Annotated in this window: 12 protein-coding genes, 1 tRNA gene and 9 pseudogenes; 14 read left to right on the top strand and 8 right to left on the bottom strand. The window is 66.3% G+C overall.

From position 1 onward, the window contains the following. Window positions 1-63: 63 nt before the first annotated feature. From E6W36_RS16905 to galU, 10 genes and pseudogenes are all read left to right on the top strand, one after another. Window positions 64-931, top strand: a pseudogene (locus E6W36_RS16905) (3-hydroxybutyryl-CoA dehydrogenase). Window positions 932-943: 12 nt separating this feature from the next. Beyond that, window positions 944-1612 carry a glutathione S-transferase gene (locus tag E6W36_RS16900; RefSeq protein ID WP_222873360.1) on the top strand — a complete coding sequence of 223 codons (669 nt, stop codon included), beginning with the start codon at window positions 944-946 and terminating at the stop codon, window positions 1610-1612. Beyond that, window positions 1609-3000: an argininosuccinate lyase gene (argH, locus tag E6W36_RS16895; protein WP_222873359.1), complete on the top strand. Its 1392-nt coding sequence runs from the start codon at window positions 1609-1611 to the stop codon at window positions 2998-3000. Before E6W36_RS16900 ends, argH begins: the two co-directional genes overlap by 4 nt. Continuing rightward, entirely contained in the window at window positions 2997-3251 is a 255-nt protein-coding gene (gene lptM, locus E6W36_RS16890; RefSeq protein ID WP_222873358.1) for an LPS translocon maturation chaperone LptM, read from the top strand. The genes argH and lptM overlap by 4 nt, the downstream gene beginning before the upstream one ends. Continuing rightward, window positions 3251-4517, top strand: a pseudogene (gene lysA / locus E6W36_RS16885) (diaminopimelate decarboxylase). The gene lptM and the pseudogene lysA overlap by 1 nt, the downstream one beginning before the upstream one ends. A gap of 3 nt (window positions 4518-4520) precedes the next feature. Next, window positions 4521-5420, top strand: coding sequence for a DUF4175 family protein (locus E6W36_RS16880; protein ID WP_222873357.1), 900 nt, complete (start codon window positions 4521-4523; stop codon window positions 5418-5420). Continuing rightward, window positions 5383-5775 carry a DUF4175 family protein gene (locus tag E6W36_RS22505; protein ID WP_222874531.1) on the top strand — a complete coding sequence of 131 codons (393 nt, stop codon included), beginning with the start codon at window positions 5383-5385 and terminating at the stop codon, window positions 5773-5775. Before E6W36_RS16880 ends, E6W36_RS22505 begins: the two co-directional genes overlap by 38 nt. A gap of 5 nt (window positions 5776-5780) precedes the next feature. Further along, complete coding sequence (locus tag E6W36_RS16870) at window positions 5781-5972, top strand: DUF4175 domain-containing protein (protein WP_222873356.1); 192 nt, start codon at window positions 5781-5783, stop codon at window positions 5970-5972. Further along, window positions 5972-6526: a DUF4175 family protein gene (locus tag E6W36_RS21230; RefSeq protein ID WP_222873355.1), complete on the top strand. Its 555-nt coding sequence runs from the start codon at window positions 5972-5974 to the stop codon at window positions 6524-6526. The genes E6W36_RS16870 and E6W36_RS21230 overlap by 1 nt, the downstream gene beginning before the upstream one ends. A 334-nt stretch (window positions 6527-6860) precedes the next feature. Next, a complete protein-coding gene (gene galU / locus E6W36_RS16860; protein WP_222873354.1) occupies window positions 6861-7727 on the top strand; it encodes a UTP--glucose-1-phosphate uridylyltransferase GalU in 867 nt (288 codons plus the stop codon). A 14-nt stretch (window positions 7728-7741) separates the two neighbouring features. On the opposite strand, the pseudogene E6W36_RS22500 reads toward galU, so the two are convergent. Beyond that, window positions 7742-8831, bottom strand: a pseudogene (locus E6W36_RS22500) (DNA recombination protein RmuC). Between the two features lie 496 nt (window positions 8832-9327). Here E6W36_RS22500 and E6W36_RS16845 point away from each other — a divergent pair. Then, complete coding sequence (locus E6W36_RS16845) at window positions 9328-9768, top strand: hypothetical protein (protein WP_222873351.1); 441 nt, start codon at window positions 9328-9330, stop codon at window positions 9766-9768. 265 nt (window positions 9769-10033) lie between these two features. Here E6W36_RS16845 and E6W36_RS16840 read toward each other — a convergent pair whose 3' ends face one another. The 3 genes and pseudogenes from E6W36_RS16840 to E6W36_RS16830 form a co-directional block, all read right to left on the bottom strand. Further along, entirely contained in the window at window positions 10034-11554 is a 1521-nt protein-coding gene (locus tag E6W36_RS16840; protein ID WP_222873350.1) for an MlaD family protein, read from the bottom strand. 3 nt (window positions 11555-11557) lie between these two features. Continuing rightward, window positions 11558-12320, bottom strand: a pseudogene (locus E6W36_RS16835) (ABC transporter ATP-binding protein). Beyond that, window positions 12320-12919, bottom strand: a pseudogene (locus E6W36_RS16830) (MlaE family ABC transporter permease). Before E6W36_RS16830 ends, E6W36_RS16835 begins: the two co-directional pseudogenes overlap by 1 nt. A gap of 616 nt (window positions 12920-13535) precedes the next feature. Here E6W36_RS16830 and E6W36_RS16825 point away from each other — a divergent pair. Next, window positions 13536-14201: a haloacid dehalogenase-like hydrolase gene (locus tag E6W36_RS16825; RefSeq protein WP_222873349.1), complete on the top strand. Its 666-nt coding sequence runs from the start codon at window positions 13536-13538 to the stop codon at window positions 14199-14201. A 22-nt stretch (window positions 14202-14223) separates the two neighbouring features. Here E6W36_RS16825 and E6W36_RS16820 read toward each other — a convergent pair. The 3 genes and pseudogenes from E6W36_RS16820 to E6W36_RS16810 form a co-directional block, all read right to left on the bottom strand. Further along, window positions 14224-15287 (bottom strand): annotated as a pseudogene (locus tag E6W36_RS16820) (glycosyltransferase family 4 protein). Between the two features lie 18 nt (window positions 15288-15305). Beyond that, window positions 15306-16155: pseudogene (locus E6W36_RS16815) on the bottom strand (UDP-2,3-diacylglucosamine diphosphatase). Window positions 16156-16543: 388 nt separating this feature from the next. Then, on the bottom strand, window positions 16544-17362 hold the full coding sequence (locus tag E6W36_RS16810) for an N-formylglutamate amidohydrolase (RefSeq protein ID WP_281277384.1): 819 nt from the start codon (window positions 17360-17362) through the stop codon (window positions 16544-16546). A 188-nt stretch (window positions 17363-17550) separates the two neighbouring features. Between E6W36_RS16810 and cpdR the strand changes: the two are divergent. Then, window positions 17551-17908: pseudogene (gene cpdR, locus E6W36_RS16805) on the top strand (cell cycle two-component system response regulator CpdR). A gap of 63 nt (window positions 17909-17971) precedes the next feature. Then, window positions 17972-18046 (top strand) — tRNA-Val (locus E6W36_RS16800). A gap of 39 nt (window positions 18047-18085) precedes the next feature. On the opposite strand, the pseudogene E6W36_RS21215 reads toward E6W36_RS16800, so the two are convergent. Continuing rightward, window positions 18086-19545 (bottom strand): annotated as a pseudogene (locus E6W36_RS21215) (glycerol kinase). Between the last annotated feature and the right edge of the window lie 16 nt (window positions 19546-19561).

Below are 19561 nucleotides of genomic sequence, written 5' to 3'. Positions count from 1 at the left end.
CCCGGGATTGGCGATAGAGGCGCACAGGATCAGGAGGAGCCGCGCATGACCAGTCAGCCAGAGATCAACCGCATCGGCATCATCGGCGCAGGGCTTATGGGCGTCGGCATCGCGCAGGTTGCTGCCAGCGCGGGGCTGGCCGTCGCGCTTTCGGACATTTCCCTGGAGCGCGCGCAAGCCGGGCTCGGCACTATCCGCAAGCAGCTCGATCGGCAGGTGAGCAAGGGTGCGCTGAGCGCGGACGCAGCAGACGCCACGCTTGCACGCATCACGCCGGTGGTCGGGCTGGACGCCTTTGCCGAGGCCGATTTCGTCATCGAGGCGGCGACCGAGAATGTCCCGATCAAGCTCGACCTGCTCGGCCGGCTGAAGCCGGTGCTGCGCGCGGACGCGCTGCTCGCCAGCAATACCTCGTCCATCTCGATCACCATGCTGGCGGCGGCGACCGACCGGCCCGACCGCTTCATCGGCATGCACTTCTTCAACCCCGTGCCGGTCATGAAGCTGGTCGAGCTGATCCCGGGCTCGCGACCTCGGACGCAACGCTCGCCACCGTGCGCGGGATGGCCGAGCGGCTGGGCAAGACGGTGATCGTCGCGAAGGACAGCCCGTCCTTCATCGTCAATCGCGTGCTGGTGCCGATGATCAATGAGGCGATCTTCGCGCTCGGCGAAGGCGTGGGGTCGGTCCAGGACATCGACAATGGCATGAAGCTGGGTGCCAGCCATCCGATGGGGCCGCTGCAGCTGGCCGATTTCGTCGGGCTAGATACGGCGCTTGCGATCATGCGCGTCATGCTGGAGGCGACCGGCGATACGAAATACCGGCCGGCGCCGCTGCTGGTGAAATATGTCGAGGCCGGCTGGTATGGCCGCAAGAGCGGCCGTGGCTTCTATGATTATTCGGACCGGAGCCGGTCCCCACCCGCTGAGAAGGAATTCCCATGCTCGATTTCAGTCGCCTGCGCCTGTTGATCGGCAACAAGCGCTATTCCTCCTGGTCGCAGCGCGGCTGGCTGGCGGCCAAGCTTTCCGGACTGCCATTCGAGGAGGATGTGCTGCCGATGCGGCTCGAGGGCTTCGAGGACGCGAAGGCCAAGGGTCGCCTGCCGGCCGGGCAGGTGCCGGTGCTATTTGTCGGTGATGTCATGGTGTGGGACTCGCAGGCGATCCTCGAGACGCTGGGCGAACGCGAGCCGGCACGCTTCTGGCCGGCTGACCCGCGCGCCCGCGCGCTGGCCCGCTGCGTGGTGGCCGAGATGCATGCAGGCTTTGCCGATCTGCGCCGCACCCTGCCGACCATCTATGGCCCGAAGCTGCCGACGCCCGATCTGCCCGGCGCCGTGCGCTCCCAGATCGCCCGCATCGAGCATCTGTGGGCACTATGCCGGGCGCAGGCGACGCCGCATGGTCCCTTCCTGTTCGGGCCATTCTCTGCGGCAGACTGCTTCTATGCGCCGGTGGTCACGCGTTTCGATGCCTACGGTGTCACGGTTTCGCCCGAGACCCGCGCCTATATGGACGCGGTGCTCGCCCATGACTGGGTCCGGCAGTGGTATGCGGATGCGGCGGCCGAGGAATGGCGCATCGACGATTACGAGCCCAAGCCATGAATGACGCGGCAAATCCGCTCTGGGGCGGCCGTTTTGCCGGTGGCGCGTCCGCCATCATGACCGAGATCAACGCCTCGATCGGCTTCGATAAGGCTTTGTGGCGGCAGGATATCGCCGGCTCGCGCGCGCATGCGGCCATGCTGGTCGCACAGGGCGTGCTGAGTGCACAGGACGGCGCGGCCATCGCTCAGGGCCTGGATCAGGTGGCGGCGGAGATCGACGCCGGCAAGCTGGTCGAGGACCCGGCGCTCGAAGACATTCACATGCACATCGAGACCCGCTTGTTTGCCCTGGTGGGAGATGCCGCCAAGCGCCTGCACACCGCGCGGTCCCGCAACGACCAGGTGGCGACCGACTTCCGCCTGTGGGTGCGTGACGCCATCGATGCGCTGGATGTGCGCATGGCGGCGCTGCAGCGCGCGCTGGTGCTGCGTGCAGAGGCCGAGGCCGAGACCGTGCTGCCCGGCTTCACGCATCTTCAGGTGGCGCAGCCGGTCACGCTCGGCCACCATCTGATGGCCTATTGCACCATGATCGGGCGGGACCGCAGCCGTCTCGCGGATTGCCGGACGCGGCTTAACGAATGTCCGCTCGGGGCCGCCGCGCTGGCGGGCACGTCCTTTCCCATCGACCGTTTCTCGACCGCGCGGGCGCTTGGCTTCGACCGGCCGACCGCCAACTCGCTCGACAGCGTGTCCGACCGGGACTTCGCGCTGGAGTTCATGGCCGCCTGCGCGCTTGCCGGCCTGCATCTCTCGCGCCTGGCGGAAGAGTTCATCGTCTGGGCCAGCCAGCCCTACCGCTTCGTCAGCCTGCCGGACGACTACTCGACCGGCTCCTCGATCATGCCGCAAAAGCGCAACCCGGACGCCGCCGAACTGGTGCGCGCCAAGGCGGGGCACCTGCTGGCTGGCTTCCAGCGGCTGGCGGTGGTGATGAAAGGTCTGCCGCTCGCCTATTCCAAGGACATGCAGGAGGACAAGGTGCCGACCTTCGAGGCCTTCCATACCCTCGATCTGAGCCTGGCCGCCATGACCGGCATGGTCGAGACCGTGACCTTCAATCGCGACGCCATGCGTACGGCGGCCATGAGCGGCTATTCCACCGCCACCGATCTCGCCGACTGGCTGGTGCGCGCAGCCGGCGTGCCGTTCCGCGAAGCGCACCACATCACCGGGCGCGCCGTGCGTTTGGCGGAGGAGCGCGGCTGCCGACTCGATGCGCTGAGCCTTGGCGACCTGCAGGCAGTCGATCCGCGGATCACCCAGGGCGTGTTCGCGGTGCTCAGCGTCGACGCCTCGGTCGCCAGCCGCACCAGCTACGGCGGCACTGCGCCGGATCAGGTTCGCGCCCGGATCGCCGACGTTCGCCGGGAGCTGGGCTTGTGACGCGCGCCAGCCTGCTCCTGCTGCTGGCTCTGGCCGCCTGCGGCACACGCGGCGATCTGGAGCCGCCGAACGGGGTCGCGCCGCCCAAGCCGGTCTGGGCAGAGGGCGCGCCCAGGGATCTGGCATCGCCGCCGCGCCAGGTCGATGACGTCAATCTGATCCGCACCCCGGACTATGTGCCCAAACCCGCGGATGACGCGCCGGCGCAGGATCAGTCCGCGCCGGACACCGTCGAGCCGAAGCGGGACTGATGCACCACTTCGCGCACCGGGACGGCCAGTTGCACGCCGAGGACGTGCCGCTGGCGCGTATCGCCGAGGCCGTCGGCACGCCGGTCTATGTCTATTCAACGGCAACACTGGTCCGGCATTTCCGGGTGTTCAGCGACGCCTTCGCCGGTGCGAACGCGCTGGTCTGCTATGCGGTCAAGGCGAATTCCAACCAGGCTGTGCTGGCGACGTTGGCGCGCGCGGGGCAGGGGCGGACGTGGTGTCGCTTGGCGAGCTGAAGCGGGCGCTCGGTGCCGGCATCCCGCCAGAGCGGATCGTATTCTCAGGCGTTGGCAAGACCGAGGCGGAGATGGCGGCCGGGCTGCGCGCCGGCATCCACCAGTTCAATGTCGAGTCCGAGCCGGAACTGGACCGGCTGAGTGCCGTGGCGCAGAGCGTCGGGCGGACGGCGGATATCGCCGTGCGCGTCAACCCGGATGTCGATCCGCGCACCCATGCCAAGATTTCGACCGGGCAGTCGGAGGCCAAGTTCGGTGTCCCCTGGGAGCGCGCACGGGCGATCTACGCGCAGGCCGCGCGCCTGCCGGGCATCAGGGCCCTGGGCGTCGACGTGCACATCGGCAGCCAGTTGACGCAGCTCGCCCTTCGAAGCGGCGTTCGCCAAGGTTGTCGACCTGATCCGCGTGCTGCGGGCGGACGGGCACGACATCCGCCGCGCCGACCTCGGCGGCGGTCTCGGCATCCCCTACGAGATCGATGCCGAGCGCCGCCGCCGCCAGCCGACTACGGCGCGCTGGTGCAGCGGGCGATTGCAGGCTTCGACCTCGAGCTGATTCTCGAGCCGGGCCGCCTGATCGCCGGCAACGCCGGGCTGTTGCTGACGCGCGTGCTCTATGTGAAGCAGGGGCGGCGAAGACCTTCGTCATCCTCGATGCGGCGATGAACGATCTGATCCGCCCAAGCCTTTACGACGCTTTCCACGAAATCGTGCCTGTCGCCACGCCGCGCGCCGATGCGCCGCGCGCGCCGGTAACCCTGGTCGGTCCGGTGTGCGAGACCGGTGATCTGTTCGCGCGCGACCGGGCGATGCCGCCGCTCGGTGCCGGCGATCTGGTCGCGATCCTGTCGGCGGGCGCTTACAGCGCGGTCATGTCCTCGACCTACAATTCCCGGGCGCTGGTGCCGGAGGTGCTGGTGAACGGCGCTGATTTCGCCGTCGTGCGGCCCCGGCTCGACGAAGACGCGCTCATCGCGCTGGACAGGATGCCGCCCTGGCTTAATCAATAGGCCATGGTTGACCCTTGGACACTCGGCCCACGCGATCGGCGGCTTGCAACCCCGCTCGACATGGGCGGCGGCGTAGCGCGCATCGCTCAGGCGCGCGCTGCCCTGTGGCTGGAACGGGCCTGGCCGCAGCTACGGCTGGTCCTGCTGCTGCTCGGTGCCTATGCCGGCCTGGCGCTGCTCGGCGCGTTCACGGCATTCGCGCCGGGGGCTCGGGTCGGGCTGCTGCTGCTCCTCATCGCAGGGCTTTGCATGCTTGGCAGGCGCATCCTGAAGACCGTGCCATGGCCAGGCGAGCGGGCCGCCATTGCCCGGCTGGAGTTGCAGAGCGGCCTGCCGCGCGGCCTGTTGCAGCTTGCACGCGATGTGCCGGCGCTGGAGGGTGAGCCGGGGCTCTGGCGTATCGGCAAGCGCCTGTCCCTTGCCGCCTGGGCACGGCCGCTACGGCTGGGGATGCGGCTCGATTGCGTTACCGGCGATCGCTACGGCTTCGGCACCGCCGCCGTTCTGCTCTTGGCGCTCGGGCTGCTGGTTGCCGGCCCCAGGCTGGCGAGCGGCTGCGTGCGGCGTTTCTGCCGTCCGCCTCTGCTGGGAGATGTCGTCCTCAAGGTGCGGGCTGTGCCGCCCGCGTACACGGGTCGTGCGCCGATCCAGTTGACCGTGCGCGGCGGCGAGGCCGGGCGGATCGTCGCCCCGCAGGGGTCGACGCTCAGGATCGCCCTGAGCGGCTGGCGGCTCAAAGCCACGGTGAAAACGCCGGATGGGCATGATCTGGCCTTGCGCGACACGGCGATCGCCAGAGCGGGCCGCTACACCGTACGCAGCGGTCTGCTGACCTTGGCCGCCTTTGAGGTGATGCAGATCGACGATCGGTCGCCAAAGCTGCGCTCGCGCCGCCGCGCCTGACGGCAAGCCAGGCGCTGGAGATCGGCTGGGCGGTCGACGACGATTTCGGCCTCGACCGGCTGTCGTTCGAGATCATGCGCGGGGCGAGGCGCGACGCTTTCCGCTGGCGGTCGGTCCAGGCACGCCGCAAGGCCTGGCGCATCTGGACCTGACGCCGGACCCATGGGCGGGCCAGACCGTGCGGGCGCGTCTGGTCGGGGCGGACCAGGCTGGCCAGACCGGCGTCAGTACGGAGATCAGCCTGCGCCTGCCGGAACGCATGTTCCAGCATCCGCTGGCGCGGCGCATCATCTCGGCGCGCAAACTCTTGTTGCAGTCCCGCAGCGTGCGCGCGCCACGGTTCAGCAGCAGTTGACCGCGATGGCCGAGGACCGGGCGGCGTATAACGGGCGCTATGCCGTCTATGCCGGGCTGCGGGCTGCGCACTGGCGACTTCAGTACAGCGAGGATCCGCGCGGCTATGAAACCGCCGGGCTGCTTTGGGACATTGCGCTCGATCTCGAAGGGGGCTGTCGAGCGTCGGCGATGTCCGCAAGGCGCTGGATTCGCTGATGGGCGCACTCGGGCGCAATGATGGCGCGCTGGCGGCGCAGATGAAGGGCCTCGAGCAGGCGCTTTCGCGGTTTCTCGCCGATGCGCTGCGCAAGGCCATGCAGTCGCCGCAGTCCGCCCAGCCTTCAGGCCCGGTGCGCATGCTGGACGCTGGTGCTTTCGACAGCATGCTGAATGCCCTGCGCGAGCGGCTCGCAGCGGGTGATGCTGCCGGGGCGCAGGAAATCCTGCAGGCGCTACGCTCGGTTGTCGAGAATTTACGGGTGGCGAACGGTCCGCAGAATGTGGTTGCAGCCGAAGTCGGCCGGATGATCGCGGCCCAGCAGCAGATTGCGCGCCAGACGACGCAGGGGCAGCAGGCGGCGCAAGGCATGCAGCCGGCACAGCAGGGATTGGGGCAGCGGGCGGCCGCGCTGGCGCAGCGCCTTCCCGGCGGCGAGGCGGCGGGGCAATTGCGCCGCGCCGCGCAGGCCATGCGCCGGGCGGCCGGGCAATTGGGGCAGGGGATGGCGCTGCGGCGGCGGTTGCCCAGGCCAAGGCGTTGCAGGCCTTGAAGTCGGCAGCGCAATCCCTCGGGCAGGGCGGGGAGGCGCAGGCACGCGGCGATCCAAGCAAGGGGTCGATCCACTGGGTCGCGCCTCGGGCAGGCGATCGGGCCGGAATTCCGGCTGCCGAGCGAGCAGGAGCGTCGCGCCATCGAGGACCTGCGCCGCCTGCTGGAGCAGCGTGCGGCAGACCCTGGACGTAGTGCGGACGAACGTGCCTATTACCAGCGTTTGCTGAAGCGTTTTTAACCCTTTTTCCGCGTCTTTCATTGCAGTGCAACGCTTAGGGCGTAAGCCGCATCGCATCTGCACAAGGTGGGATGTGTGTGCGAGGAGAGATTTTATGAAACCCGTTCGTAAAGCTGTTTTTCCAGTCGGGGGTCTGGGGACCCGTTTTCTGCCAGCCACCAAGGCGATGCCCAAGGAAATGCTTCCTGTCGTCGATAAGCCCTTGATCCAGTATGCGGTTGAGGAAGCGCGCGCCGCCGGGATCGAGGAGGTCATCTTCGTGACCGGGCGCGGCAAGTCCGCGATCGAGGACCACTTCGACTATGCCGCCGAACTCGAGCAGGTATTGAGCAGCCGCAACAAAACCGACCAGCTCACCGAGGTCCGCGCCATCCCCGGCCCGCCGGGTGCCATCTCCTACACGCGCCAGCAGGAGCCGATGGGTCTTGGCCACGCCGTCTGGTGCGCACGCTATCTCATCGACGACGAGCCGTTCGCGGTTCTTCTCGCGGATGATCTCATCCAGTCGAAGACGCCGTGCCTGAAGCAGATGATCGACGCCTACCACCGGGTTGGCGGCAACATGGTGGCGGCGATGGAAGTGCCGCACGCGCACACCAGCCGTTATGGCATCGTCTCGCCGGGTGCTGTCGACGGCAATCTGGTCGAAGTGAAGGGTCTGGTGGAAAAGCCGAAGCCGGAGCAGGCGCCGTCACGCCTTGCCGTCATCGGCCGCTACATCCTGCAGCCGGAAGTGATGGGCATCCTCGACAAGAAGCAGGTCGGTGCCGGCGGCGAGATCCAGTTGACGGACGCCATGGCGCAACTGATCGGTCAGCAGCCGTTCCATGGCCTGCACTTCGAGGGCACCCGCTTCGATTGTGGCGACAAGGCCGGCCATGTCATGGCAAACATCGCCTTCGCGCTCGAGCGGGCGGACATGGGCGAGACCATTCGCGCCTACATCCACGCGATCAAATAAGCCCCGGCGGCGCGTTACGCCGCATCGGCGGGCGGGCTGAGCGACAGATCCCGCCCCGCCAGAGGGCGTAGCGCCGCCTCCACCGGCTCCAGTGTTTCCGGGCCTTCGACGCCCTGCAGTTCGCTGAATTTGCGCGCCTGCGGCAGCACCGAGGTTTCCAGGGTGCCAACGAACTCGTTGTAGCTTTTGACGGTCGCGCCGATCTTGCGGCCAATGTCCTGCACCCGCTCGCCAAGCCTGATGAGCCGCTGGTACAGTTCTTTGCCCAGCCCGCCGATCTGCTGCGCCTGCTCGGCAAGCCGCCCTGCCGCCAGCCGAGCGCTATGGTCCGCGCGAGCGCGATCAGGTTGGTCGGCGTCGCGATGAGCACCCGCTTCTCGAACGCGTATTCCCAGAGGGCAGGATTGATCTCCAGCGCCGCCGAGACGAAATGCTCGCCGGCCACGAACATCACCACGAAATCGGGCGTATCCTTGAACTGCGACCAGTAGTTTTACCGCCCAGTTGCTCGACGTGCAGACGCATCGCCTCGGCGTGGGCGCGCATATGCGTATGCCGCGCTGCATCGTCCTGGGTATCCAGCGCCTCCTGATAGGCGTTGAGCGAGGTCTTGGCGTCGATCACCAGTTGCCGCCCGCCAGGCAGGCGCACCACTGCGTCCGGCCGCAGACGGCCGTCATCGGTCGCAACGTGCACCTCGGCCCGGAAGTCCACATGCTCGCTCAGCCCTGCCATTTCCAGGACATTGCGCAGCTGCTGCTCGCCCCAGCGTCCGCGCGTTTTCGGGCCAGAGCGTAGCGCATGGGTCAGCTTCTGGGTTTCCGAACGCAGCCGGTGCTGATCCTCGGCTAGCGCCGCAATCTGTGCGCGCAGGCTACCGTAGGCGTCCGCGCGCACCCGCTCCACGTCCTGAAGGCCGGTTTGATACTGGCCGAGCACGTCGCGCAGCGGCGCGACCAGCGCCTCGAACTCGCTGCGTACGCTGTTGAGTTTTTCGCCTGAGCGTTCCTGATGCTGGGCAAAGCTCTGGTTCGCCAGCTCGAAGAACGCCTGCTGGCTGCCGCGCAGGCTCTGTTCGGCGGCGGCCTGAAATTCCCGCGTCATCGCCTCCCGCAGATCGGTCAGGGTCGCGATCTTTTCTTCCAGCCGGCGCTGCTGCTCCTCCCGCTCGGTCTCGATCCGCGCCAGCCGCACCTCCAGGCTCGAACGGGTGAGGCGCTCCTGCTCCAGCAGCGTTTCAAGCTCTGGCAGCCGCGCTGCGCGGGCCTGCTCGGCGCTCAGCGCAGCGCGCGTGTCCGAGAGTTCGGCATAGCGGGCCTCAAGCGTCATGCGCAGCAGTGCTGTTTCGTCGCGCGCGACGGCCAGCCGCCGGCGTAACCACAGCCCGCACAGCACGGCCGTCAACAAGCCGCCAGCGATAAACGCGGCGAGTGGAAGCAAGGATTGGAACATTAAGCGAACGTAGCAGATGACGCCTGCCATGACTAGCATGCAATTTGCCGCTCGCTGAACAATAACTGTCGCCAGACTGTGCCCCGTTCGCGCCCGGGGGCGATAGGCGAAACGCGCAATCATGGTATATTATTGCTGGAGGTGCCCCATGATCCGGACTTTGGCCCTGACGTTCCTGCTGCTAGCACCCTCGCTTGCCTCTGCGGACAGCCCACCAGACCCGGCGGCAGGGGTCGCCGCGAAACCACAAAAGCAGCACAGCGCGCGCGTGCAGCGCAAGCTTGACTATCTGGCGTCGCTGACCCCGGACGGCGAGCCAAAGGACTGCCTGCCGATCACCCAGGTTGAGTCGACCCGCGTGCTCAGCGACTCCGCGATCCTGTTCAAGATGCGCGGCGGCAAGCTCTATCTCAGCAAGCTGCCGTACGCCTGCCCACGGCTGGGTTTCGAGGAGCGCTTCAGCTTCAAGACCAGCACGCCCTATTATTGCTCGATCGATGTCATCACGCCCCTGGACAATCGCCTGCAGGAATTCGGGAGCTGCCCGCTCGGCGTATTCCAACCGGTGAAGCCGGCACCTAAAAGCTAGACCCTTCCCGTTTTTGATTGAATCACTTTTGGCGAGGCAATCAAAAAACGGACAAGAAGGGTCTACACAAAGCGTGAGAGTTTTCTTGTCGTTTTGCTTGAGGCACTTAAACACAAGTGCCTCAATCTCAGTCGGAAAGGCTCTAGATTTTGATCGTTTCAGATTGAATCAATCTGAAACGTGAATCATGGTCTAAATTGTTGATAAGAGCCTGATTCACGCTCTCGGTTGAAGCACATATGCTTCAACCTCAACCGATCAGGCTCTAGGATCGCGCTGAGCTGTTCAACCAGTCGGTAAGCTGTCCGAAGCAGGCAAAGACCGCCATATTGAAGCCGCGCGAGATATCCAGCGGCTTGAGGGACGCGACCGGGGCATCGACCGCGCATTGGCCTGCGCCGCCGCCCTGGCTGCGTGGCAGGCGGGCCTCGAACGCCACACGGATCGTATGCGCGCCGCCGCCTGCCGCGACGTTCAGCGCCCGCACCGTCAGATAGAGCGCCGGCCGGGTTGCGTGCCCGGCACCTGGCGTCTTCGCTGCGTAAGCCATCTGTGCGGCCCGGCGCAGCAGCCGCTCCGGCCGGTCGATCCACTGCACGCCCGGCAGATATTCCACCAGGGTCGGCTGCGACTTCACGGCGATGCGCACACTGGCGTAGTCCGCCGGCACGTCGACCTGCAGGACGATGGCGTCCAGCGCAACCGGGGTCGGGGGCTGGCTATTCTCCAAGGTCAGCAGGGCGGGCGGTGGCTCATTCGACCCGAAACTGATCAGCGGGCCGCACCCCGCCAGCAGTAGGGTTGCGACCATGGCGAGGGCGTTTCCGCTCGGGCTATTTTTGGACGCATCGCGGTACTCCGGTATTTTCTCGCTTGAGAGCAGGGACGCCGCAGAGCCCTGGTCGATCCGGTCGCCCAGGCGGTTCAACGTATGGGTCAGTTCGCGCAGGTCGCTGACCAGAAGGCCGATCTCCGGCAACGTATCCTGCCCGAACGCGCTCAGGCCGGGTTGGGCATCCTTGAGGATGTCATCGATCTTGCGGACCGCGCTGTCCGTGTTCTGCGCCAGCGTGCGCAGGTCTCTCAGCAGGGGCTTGGCGTCCTCGTTGACGGCCAGTGTCGTGCCGTCCGCAAGCCGGGTTACGGCGGCGAGGCTGCCGCGCAGATCGACGATTGCGCCGTTCAACTCCTGAATGCCGGAGGCCAGCAGGGGTGACTGATCGGCGAGTGTGACGGTCAGGCGCTCGGTATTCGCCAGGATATCGCCGATGGCCTTCTTGTTCTTGTCGTTGAGAACATCTTTGATCTCATCGAGTACGTCCGTCGTTCTCTGCAGGATTTCCGGGATGCTCACGAACAACTTCTCAAGCGCTGACCGCTTGGAGGGGATGACAGGCACGCCGAACGGCCCCGGCTCCACCAGCGGGGTCCCGGCCTGGGTCGCGCCCGAGAGCTGAACCAGCACGGCGCCGGTCAGGCCCTGGGATTCCAGGCTGGCCGTAGTGCCGGTGTAGACCGGTGTATCTTCCGAAACGCGGATGCGCACGCGCACGGCGCTTGGCTGATCCCGCACCAATGCGATGGTCGTCACGGTTCCGACCGGCACACCGTTGTAGTTGACCAGGCTGCCCTGGTTCAGTCCGGCGACCGAGCCATAGAACATGATGTCGAAATCCTTGGTGGCGCCTGCGTCGACGCGCGCCAGCCAGATGATGAAGCCGAACAGGGCTGCAACCAGCACCAGGACAAAGCTGCCGACAAGCACATGACTGGCGCGGGTTTCCATCGACTACTCCCGTGCTGCGGCCGCCCGACCGCGCGGCCCTCGAAAATATTCCCGGATCCAGGGTGCGGATTTTCCAGCAGCTCCGGGATCGGTGCGACCGCCACCACCTTGCGGTCTGCGAGTACGGCGACGCGGTCGCATATCGCGAACAGCGTGTCGAGGTCGTGCGTGATTAAAACACCGTGAGCCCAAGCAGTTCTCGCAGTTCGCGGATCAGGGCGTCGAAGGCGCTGGCGGCGATTGGGTCCAAACCTGCGGTCGGTTCGTCCAGAAACAGCAGGCTCGGGTCAAGTGCCAGCGCCCGGGCAAGGGCGGCGCGCTTGATCATCCCGCCAGAAAGCTCGACCGGGTATTTGGGTGCCGCGGACGGCGGCAGGCCGACCATTGCCAGCTTGTACCCAGCGATCTCGCCAAGCAGCGGCTCGTCGATCTCGGTGTGTTCGCGCAGTGGCGCCTGGATATTCTCGGCGACGGTCAGGGTCGAGAACAGCGCGCCCCGCTGGAACAGCACGCCCCACCGACGACGCAGCGCCACCGCCTCATCGTCCGACAGCTGCGAGAGCTGCTTGCCCTCGATGGCGATCGCGCCTGCTGCCGGCTGTTGCAGCCCTATGATGCTGCGCATCAGCACTGATTTGCCGGTCCCCGAGCCGCCGACGACGCCGAGGATTTCGCCGCGCCGGACGTCGAGCGAGAGGTCTTCGTGCACGACCTGGGTGCCGAAGCGGTTGACCAGGTCTCTGATCGTGATGATCGGCGCATCCATCAAATGCCGACCAGGGTCAGGAAGACTGCAAAGAAGGCGTCGAGCACAATCACCAGGAAAATCGACTGCACGACCGACGCCGTGGTGTGCCGCCCCAGCGACTCGGCATCGCCGCCCACTTTCATGCCCTCGAAGCATCCGGCGATGGCGATGATCGCCCCGAAAATCGGTGCCTTCATCATGCCGGCCCAGAAATCGTCAAGGTGAACGGCAAGCCGCAGTCCTTCCAGGAAGGCATTGGGCGAAATATCGAGCGAGACCCAGCCGAACACCATCCCCCGCGAGCGCCGTGAGGTTGGCGTAGATGGTGAGCAGGGGCAGGCAAATCACCAGCGCCAGCACGCGTGGCAGCACCAACGTGTCGACGGGGTTAAGCCCCATGGTCTGGAGTGCGTCGATTTCTTCCGTGATTTTCATGGAACCGATCTGCGCCGTGAACGCGGAACCGGAGCGACCGGCCACCATGATCGCCGTCATCAGCACGCCGAGCTCGCGCAGGGTCAGCAGGCCGATCATGTTGACCACGAACGACCTGCTCCGAAACGCTTGAGCTGGTACGCGCCTTGCTGGACGATCACCAGCCCGATCAGGAAGGACATCAAGCCGATGATCGGCAGGGCATTGAACCCCGTCTGTTCGATATGGCGGCTGAAAGCGGTCCAGCGCATCTTCTGCGGATTGGCGGCCAGCAGGCCGCCGCGGATGAGCACCATACCGACGAAATCAAGGAACTGACCGAAATTCTGTACGATGGCGACAGTCGCCCGGCCGATAAGGGCGACCTGCTGAACAAAGGCGGAGCCGGCGCGCGCCGGTGGTCGCACGGCCGGTCGAACCGGCCGATCGACTGCAGCAGGGCGGCATGATTGCGCCGCGCCCCCGACTGGCTGACCTCGATGCCATCCGCCCGCCATTTCTGCTGCGTGCGATAGAGCAGCCAGGCACCTGCCGTATCCATGGACGTGACGTCGCCGAGCTCGAAGGTCGCCGGGGAATGGCGCTCCATGCTCCAATGCGGCCTCTACGTCTGCCGCCGATGCGACTGTCAAATCTCCAGCGAAACGGTAGGTCGCGCCGCCGCCGGGTTGCGGCTCGAGGCGCACGGGGAAGGCGGCGGGCTTCGCGCTCGAACAACATGTCCTATCGCTAAAGCCTTTGCGCGCCAGTCACAAGCATGGCGGTTGCCGGGCTGGCGCGCGCCGGTATCGAAGGCGCGTGGCCAAACAAGCGATCGCCATCTACGACCTCGACCTGACCGTCACCCGGGTCGCAACCTTCACGCCGTTCCTGCTGTATGCGGTGGTGCGCGCACCGTGGCGTGCGCTGCTGGCGCCGCTCGCGCTGCCGGTTTTCGTCGCCTACGGCCTGAAGCTGATCGGGCGCTCCACCTTGAAATGCGCGCTGCTGCATCTGTTTCTCGGCCGCCCTCGACGCGCGCGGCTGGAGGCGTTGGCGGAGGGTTTCGCCGCGCAGGTCGACGACCGCTATATCCGGGCCGAGGCGCGCGCGCGGATCGCCGCTGATCGTGCGGCCGGTTGCCGGCTGGCGGTTGCGACGGCGAGTTCCGGCTTTACGTGCGTCCGCTGGCGCAGCGTCTGGGCTTCGACGATGTCCTCGCAACGGAAATCCCCTATGCCGGCGACGGACGGCTACAACTCTGGCCGGCGCGGAAAACTGCTATGCCGCAGCCAAGCGGCACCGGATCGAGGCGTATTGCCTGCAGCTCGGGGCGCGTGCGGCGCAGGATATCCGCTTTACAGCGACCACGCCAGCGATGCGCCGTCGTTCGAGGCGGCGGATCAGGCGGTTGTGGTCAGCCCGAAAGCAGGCTTTGCGCAGGACGCGTTACAGCGCGGCTGGCCTGTCGAGACCTGGCGTTGACACTCAATATGGGGCTTGCGGTTCAGGCTTCCTCATGCGGCAGCGGCGGGTCCGGCAGCGGCTGCAGCGCACTGATGAACTGGGCGATCGCGGCATCCCAGCTAAAATGTCGCGCATAGGCCTGGCAATCGGCGCGCGCGCACGTCAAGGCCTTGGAAATCGCCTGCGCGAAATCCGGGTCAACCCCGCCGATCGGCGCGATCCAGCCGGGGACCACGCCGCGGCCGTCCTCACCGATCACGTCGAGCGGGCCGGGCACGGGAAGCCAGCGACCGGCACGCCGCTCGCCAGCGCCTCCACCATCACCAGCCCGAAGGTGTCGGTGAGGCTCGGGAACGCAAGCACGTCCGCGCCAGCGTAAGCGGCAGCCAGTTCGTCGCCATGGAGCGCGCCCAGAAACGTCACCTGCGGATAATCGCGCTTCAGCCGCTCAAGTGCCGGCCCGTCGCCGACCACCACCTTGGTGCCCGGCACAGGGGCTTTGAGAAAGGTCTCGATGTTCTTTTCGACCGCCACGCGCCCGACGCAGAGCATGATCGGGCGCGTCAGGTTGGCGTAGGCCGGGTGCGGTGCATGGCGCGGGGAAAACAGGCTGAGATCGACGCCGCGACTCCACAGCACGGTGTGCGGCAGCCCGCGCATCGCCAGCTCGGCGGCCAGGCGCGGCGTCGCTGTGAGGATGTTGCGCGAGGGCTTGTGGAACCAGCGCAGGTAGCGCCAGAACAGCTCCGGCGACAGCCCAGTGCGCGCGGACACATAATCCGGGAAGCGGGTGTGAAACGCGGTGGTGAACGGCAGCTTGTGGCGCACGCAGTAACGCCGCGCCGCGATGCCGAGCGGCCCTTCGGTGGCGATGTGGATCGCATCCGGTTCGAACTTGCGGATCATCCGGGCGACCTTGCGCCAGCGGGTCAGTGCCAGGCGGATTTCCGGATAGGTCGGGCAGGGGACCGACCGGAACTGGCTCGGCGTGATGGTCTGGACATGGTGCCCTGCGGCCTTGAGCGCCTCGACGGTCGTCACCAGGGTCCGGACCACGCCATTGACCTGCGGCGTCCAGGCATCAGTCACCAGGGTGAGTTTCACAGGGCGGGGCTCATTTTTCTACAGGACGTCCGCCGTCGCCGGCATGGGCTTGCTCTTGATGGCTGCTGCCTTCGCTGCGGCGTGCTGACGGGCGCGCTCGGCCCAATCCAACAGCTCGAGCCGTCCGTCCGCGTGCTCGACCAGCGCGGTGCAGCTCTCCACCCAGTCGCCATCGTTATAGTAGGTGATCGGCCCGAAAGAGCGGATTTCCGCCTTGTGGATATGGCCGCACACCACGCCCTGCACCTGCCGGTCCGCAGCAGCGTGCGCGACGGCTTCCTCGAAGCGGGACATGTATTCGACCGCGTTTTTCACCTTCTGCTTGAGGTATGCGGACAGCGACCAGTACGGCAGGCCGAACAGGCGCCGGATCGCATTGAACACGCCGTTGATCTTCAGCAGCAGAACGTAAGCGGCATCCCCAGGAAGGCGAGCCAGCGGGCATAGAGCACCACGGAATCGAACTCGTCGCCATGCAGCACCAGGAGCTTGCGGCCGTCCGCCGTCACGTGCACCGCCTCGCGCACCAGCTCGACGCCGCCGAGATTGAGGCCGACATAGGGGCGCAGCACTTCATCATGGTTGCCGGGGATGTAGAGCACGCGCGTGCCCTTCTTGGCTTTTTCAGTACCCGGCGAATGACGTCGTTGTGCGCATCCGGCCAGTACCAACTCTTCTTCAGGCGCCAGCCATCGATGATGTCGCCGACGAGATAGAGGGTTTCGCTTTCGGTCGATTTCAGAAAATCGAGCAGCAACCCTGCATTGCAGCCTGACGTGCCGAGGTGGGTGTCCGATATCCAGATGGCGCGATACCGCCGTTTGGCACGGGGATCGCCGTCGTCGTCTTCATGCCAGGACGGGCCAATGGGTTCCCCGGTGCACCCATGCCGCCAGGGGCTTTTCCGCCGTCATTTCCACTGCGGCGCAACATCGCCAGCATCGCTATCCTCAGGGCCGTTTGACTGTCTAGTGTCGTGGAATCGAAGTTCGCCACACCGTGATATTGGGTTGATAGCGAACTTCGATCCCAAAACGACACGAGAAACAATATCTTGCTCGTGTCCTTCTCGAATTCAAAATCCAACCGCGCCTGATATTGGGTGCAACGGATTTCAGATTCGGGACACAAGTAGCCGCTGTAACGGCAAAATCTGGTGGCGTCACCCAATTCTCTGTCTAGCCGTGGTCTGGACGGTGCAGATCTGTCGTACCGACCGGCACAGCTTAGCATATGCGCCGTATGCAGGCGACACATCACGCATAGCGCCAGGCGGGTGCCGGCAGCAGCCGCGGCAGGTGTTGAACCAGATCGCGGACCAGCGCCTGGACGAGCGCCCCGACCGCTTCGAATCGGGCGTTCGGCAATCCGGTTGCTTCATCGAGATACGCCGCGCGCGACAGCTCGATCTGCAGCACATGCACCCCGACCGCGGGCTGGCCATAGTGCCGCGTGATGAAGCCGCCGGCGTAGGGCGCGTTCAGCAGCACCTGGAAGCCGCTGGCGCGTAGGCGATCAGCGACCCAGCGGCTGATGTTCGGGGCGCAGGAGCCGCCGTGAAGATCGCCGAGCACCGCGACAGGGCCGGGGCGGGTCGACGGACGCACAGCGGATGACGGCATCGAATGCCAGTCCAGCAGCACGGCATGCCCGAACGCGCGGCGCATGGCGCCGATCGTCGCGCCAAGTCGGCGATGGAAGGGCCGCCAGGCTTCATCCAGCCGTGCGCTCGCCGCACCATAGCTCAGCGGCGCGGGATAGATTTCCAGGCCGCCGCCCGCCACCCGCGGGATGACGCCCAACCCCGCCGACACGCGCGAGGAGGCGACGGGGCGAACACTCTCCGGCAGGTCGGGAATCAGCAACGGGTCGAGCTCCCGGTCGCTGCGGTTCAGATCGATGAAGCTGCGGGCGAACGTTGCGTTCAAAACTTGCGCGCCGCCGAGCTGGGACGAGTCATCGCCGAGCAGCCGGTCGACCAGACGATCTTCCGCGCGCTGCAGAACGTCCAGCGCCAATAGGGAACGTTCAAGAAAATCAACAGGATAAAACGCCCGCTGTGCGGCGACGTGCACAATACGGGCACAACGGGGTCCAGAGGCCCGCTCTGCCGATATGGCGCATCGGTCACGCCGCTATTGCCTGCGATGAACATGACAGTATGAATGGCCTCGGCACGCGAGTGACGCAATGTTAATTCCGCCGCCGCTATAGCGCGCGGAAAGCAGGCGGCACGTCCCGTGCGCCCAGAAGCTGCGAGATTATGGCCCGCATACTCCTTGCCGAAGACGACGATCTGATGCGCACGTTTCTGGCGCGCGCCATTGAGAAGGCGGGCCATAGCGTAACGGCTGTGGATCGCGGCACGGCGGCGCTGCCGTTGATCGCTTCCGGACGCTACGATCTGCTCCTGACCGACATCGTGATGCCGGAAATGGATGGCATCGAGCTGGCGCAGCGGGCGTCCACGCTTGCGCCCGACATGCGGGTGATGTTCATCACCGGGTTCGCCGCCGTCGCGCTGAGTCGCGCGCAGACCCAGCAGACGCGCCGCGCGTGCTCTCAAGCCGTTTCACCTGCGGGATCTCGTGGACGAAATCGACCGTCTGTTCGCCGCGTGATTATAGCCGGACGGGCTTGCCATCCCAGCGGCGACTGATTATAGGCGATCCCCTGCCAAACGGGGGCGCGTAGCTCAGTGGTAGAGCACTGTGTTGACATCGCAGTGGTCGCAAGTTCAATCCTTGCCGCGCCCACCATTCCTTCCCTGCATATCGAGCGATTTCCAGGACGCCGCCTCAAAGTCGGGCGAGCGCGGCCCGCCAGCCGCTGAGGCGCTTCTGGCGGACTTCCGGTGCCATCGACGGCATGAAGCTGTGCAAGCCCTTGCGCATCGCTGTTGCATCCTCGAGCGAGGCGAACACACCGACGCCGACGCCGGCCAGCATGGCGGCGCCCAGCGCCGTGGTCTCCACGAAATCCGGCCGCTCGACCGGCAGATCGAGGATATCCGCAAGATCCTGCGCCAGCCAGTCGTTTGCCGCCATGCCGCCGTCGATCTTGAGGCGCTCCCAGCGCACCTGGTCGGCGGCGAACGCCTCCTTCAGGTCATGGGCCTGCGTGCTGACCGACTCCAGCGCGGCACGGGCGATATGCGCCTTGGTGGTGGCGAAGGTCAGCCCGCTGATCTGGCCGGTCGCGTCCGGCCGCCAGTGCGGCGCACCAAGCCCGGACAGCGCAGGCACGAAGTACACGCCGCCGTTGTCGGGCACCGCGCGCGCCAGTTCCTCGGTCTCGGCCGCCGATGCCAGCATGCCGACACCATCGCGCAGCCACTTGATCAGGCTGCCAGCCACGAAGACCGACCCTCCAGGGCGTAATGACGTACGCCGCCGAGCTGGTGCAGCACGGTGGAGAGCAGGCGATGGCCTGAGCGCGGGATCACCGGGCCGGCGTTCGCCAGCACGAACGCCCCGGTGCCGAAGGTCGCTTTGGTGTCGCCGAGCCGCAGGCAGGCCTGGCCGATGGTGGCGGCCTGCTGGTCACCGGCCGCGCCGCAGATGGGGATTGCGCCGCCAAACAGCGCGGGATCGGTCATGCCGAGCGCGCCGGCGCAGTCGACGATCTGTGGCAGCGTGTGCCGGGGATACCGAACAGGGCGAGCAGGTCGGTATCCCAGTCCGCGCCGTCCAGCGCCAGCAGCATGGTCCGGCTGGCGTTGCTGGCGTCCGAGACATGCAGGCCGCCGGTCAAACGGAAGATCAGATAGGATCGACTGTGCCGAAGGCGAGATGCGCGCCAGCTTCCTGTACGGCCGGTACATTCTCCATCTGCCAGACCATTTTGGTCGCGCTGAAATAGGCGTCCAGCAGCAAGCCGGTCTTGGCCTGCACCACGGCTTCCTGGCCGGATTCACGCAGGCGTCGACAATGGGGCGCGGTTCGGCGGTCCTGCCAGACGATGGCGTGGCAGAGCGGCTTCCCGCTGCGCTTGTCCCAGGCGACCGTCGTCTCGCGCTGGTTGGTGATGCCGAGGGCAGCGATCCTGTCCGCGCCGCCGGCCTGCCGGACCATCTGCCGTGCGCAGTCGAGGGTCTTCTGCCAGATCTCCTCGGCATCGTGTTCGACCATGCCAGGGCAGGGCAATGCTGCACCAGTTCGCTGCGCGCCTCGCCCAGCATGGTGCCACACGCATCGATCAGCATGGCACGGGTCGAGGTAGTTCCTTCGTCGATCACGAGAAACACGGGCTTGGTCATGGCGGCTCCCCGGTGG

The organism is Hankyongella ginsenosidimutans (assembly GCF_005144965.1).
Classification (GTDB): domain Bacteria; phylum Pseudomonadota; class Alphaproteobacteria; order Sphingomonadales; family Sphingomonadaceae; genus Hankyongella; species Hankyongella ginsenosidimutans.
The sequence above is the reverse complement of the archived record's forward strand: the minus strand, read 5'-3'. Positions and strand labels throughout refer to the sequence as shown.

Coding starts and splice junctions, on each gene's coding strand:
- E6W36_RS16900 (WP_222873360.1), top strand. CDS start 944: ATGCTCGATTTCAGTCGCCTGCGCCTGTTGATCGGCAACAAGCGCTAT.
- argH (WP_222873359.1), top strand. CDS start 1,609: ATGAATGACGCGGCAAATCCGCTCTGGGGCGGCCGTTTTGCCGGTGGC.
- E6W36_RS16880 (WP_222873357.1), top strand. CDS start 4,521: ATGGTTGACCCTTGGACACTCGGCCCACGCGATCGGCGGCTTGCAACC.
- E6W36_RS16870 (WP_222873356.1), top strand. CDS start 5,781: ATGGCCGAGGACCGGGCGGCGTATAACGGGCGCTATGCCGTCTATGCC.
- E6W36_RS21230 (WP_222873355.1), top strand. CDS start 5,972: ATGGGCGCACTCGGGCGCAATGATGGCGCGCTGGCGGCGCAGATGAAG.
- galU (WP_222873354.1), top strand. CDS start 6,861: ATGAAACCCGTTCGTAAAGCTGTTTTTCCAGTCGGGGGTCTGGGGACC.
- E6W36_RS16845 (WP_222873351.1), top strand. CDS start 9,328: ATGATCCGGACTTTGGCCCTGACGTTCCTGCTGCTAGCACCCTCGCTT.
- E6W36_RS16840 (WP_222873350.1), bottom strand. CDS start 11,554: ATGGAAACCCGCGCCAGTCATGTGCTTGTCGGCAGCTTTGTCCTGGTG.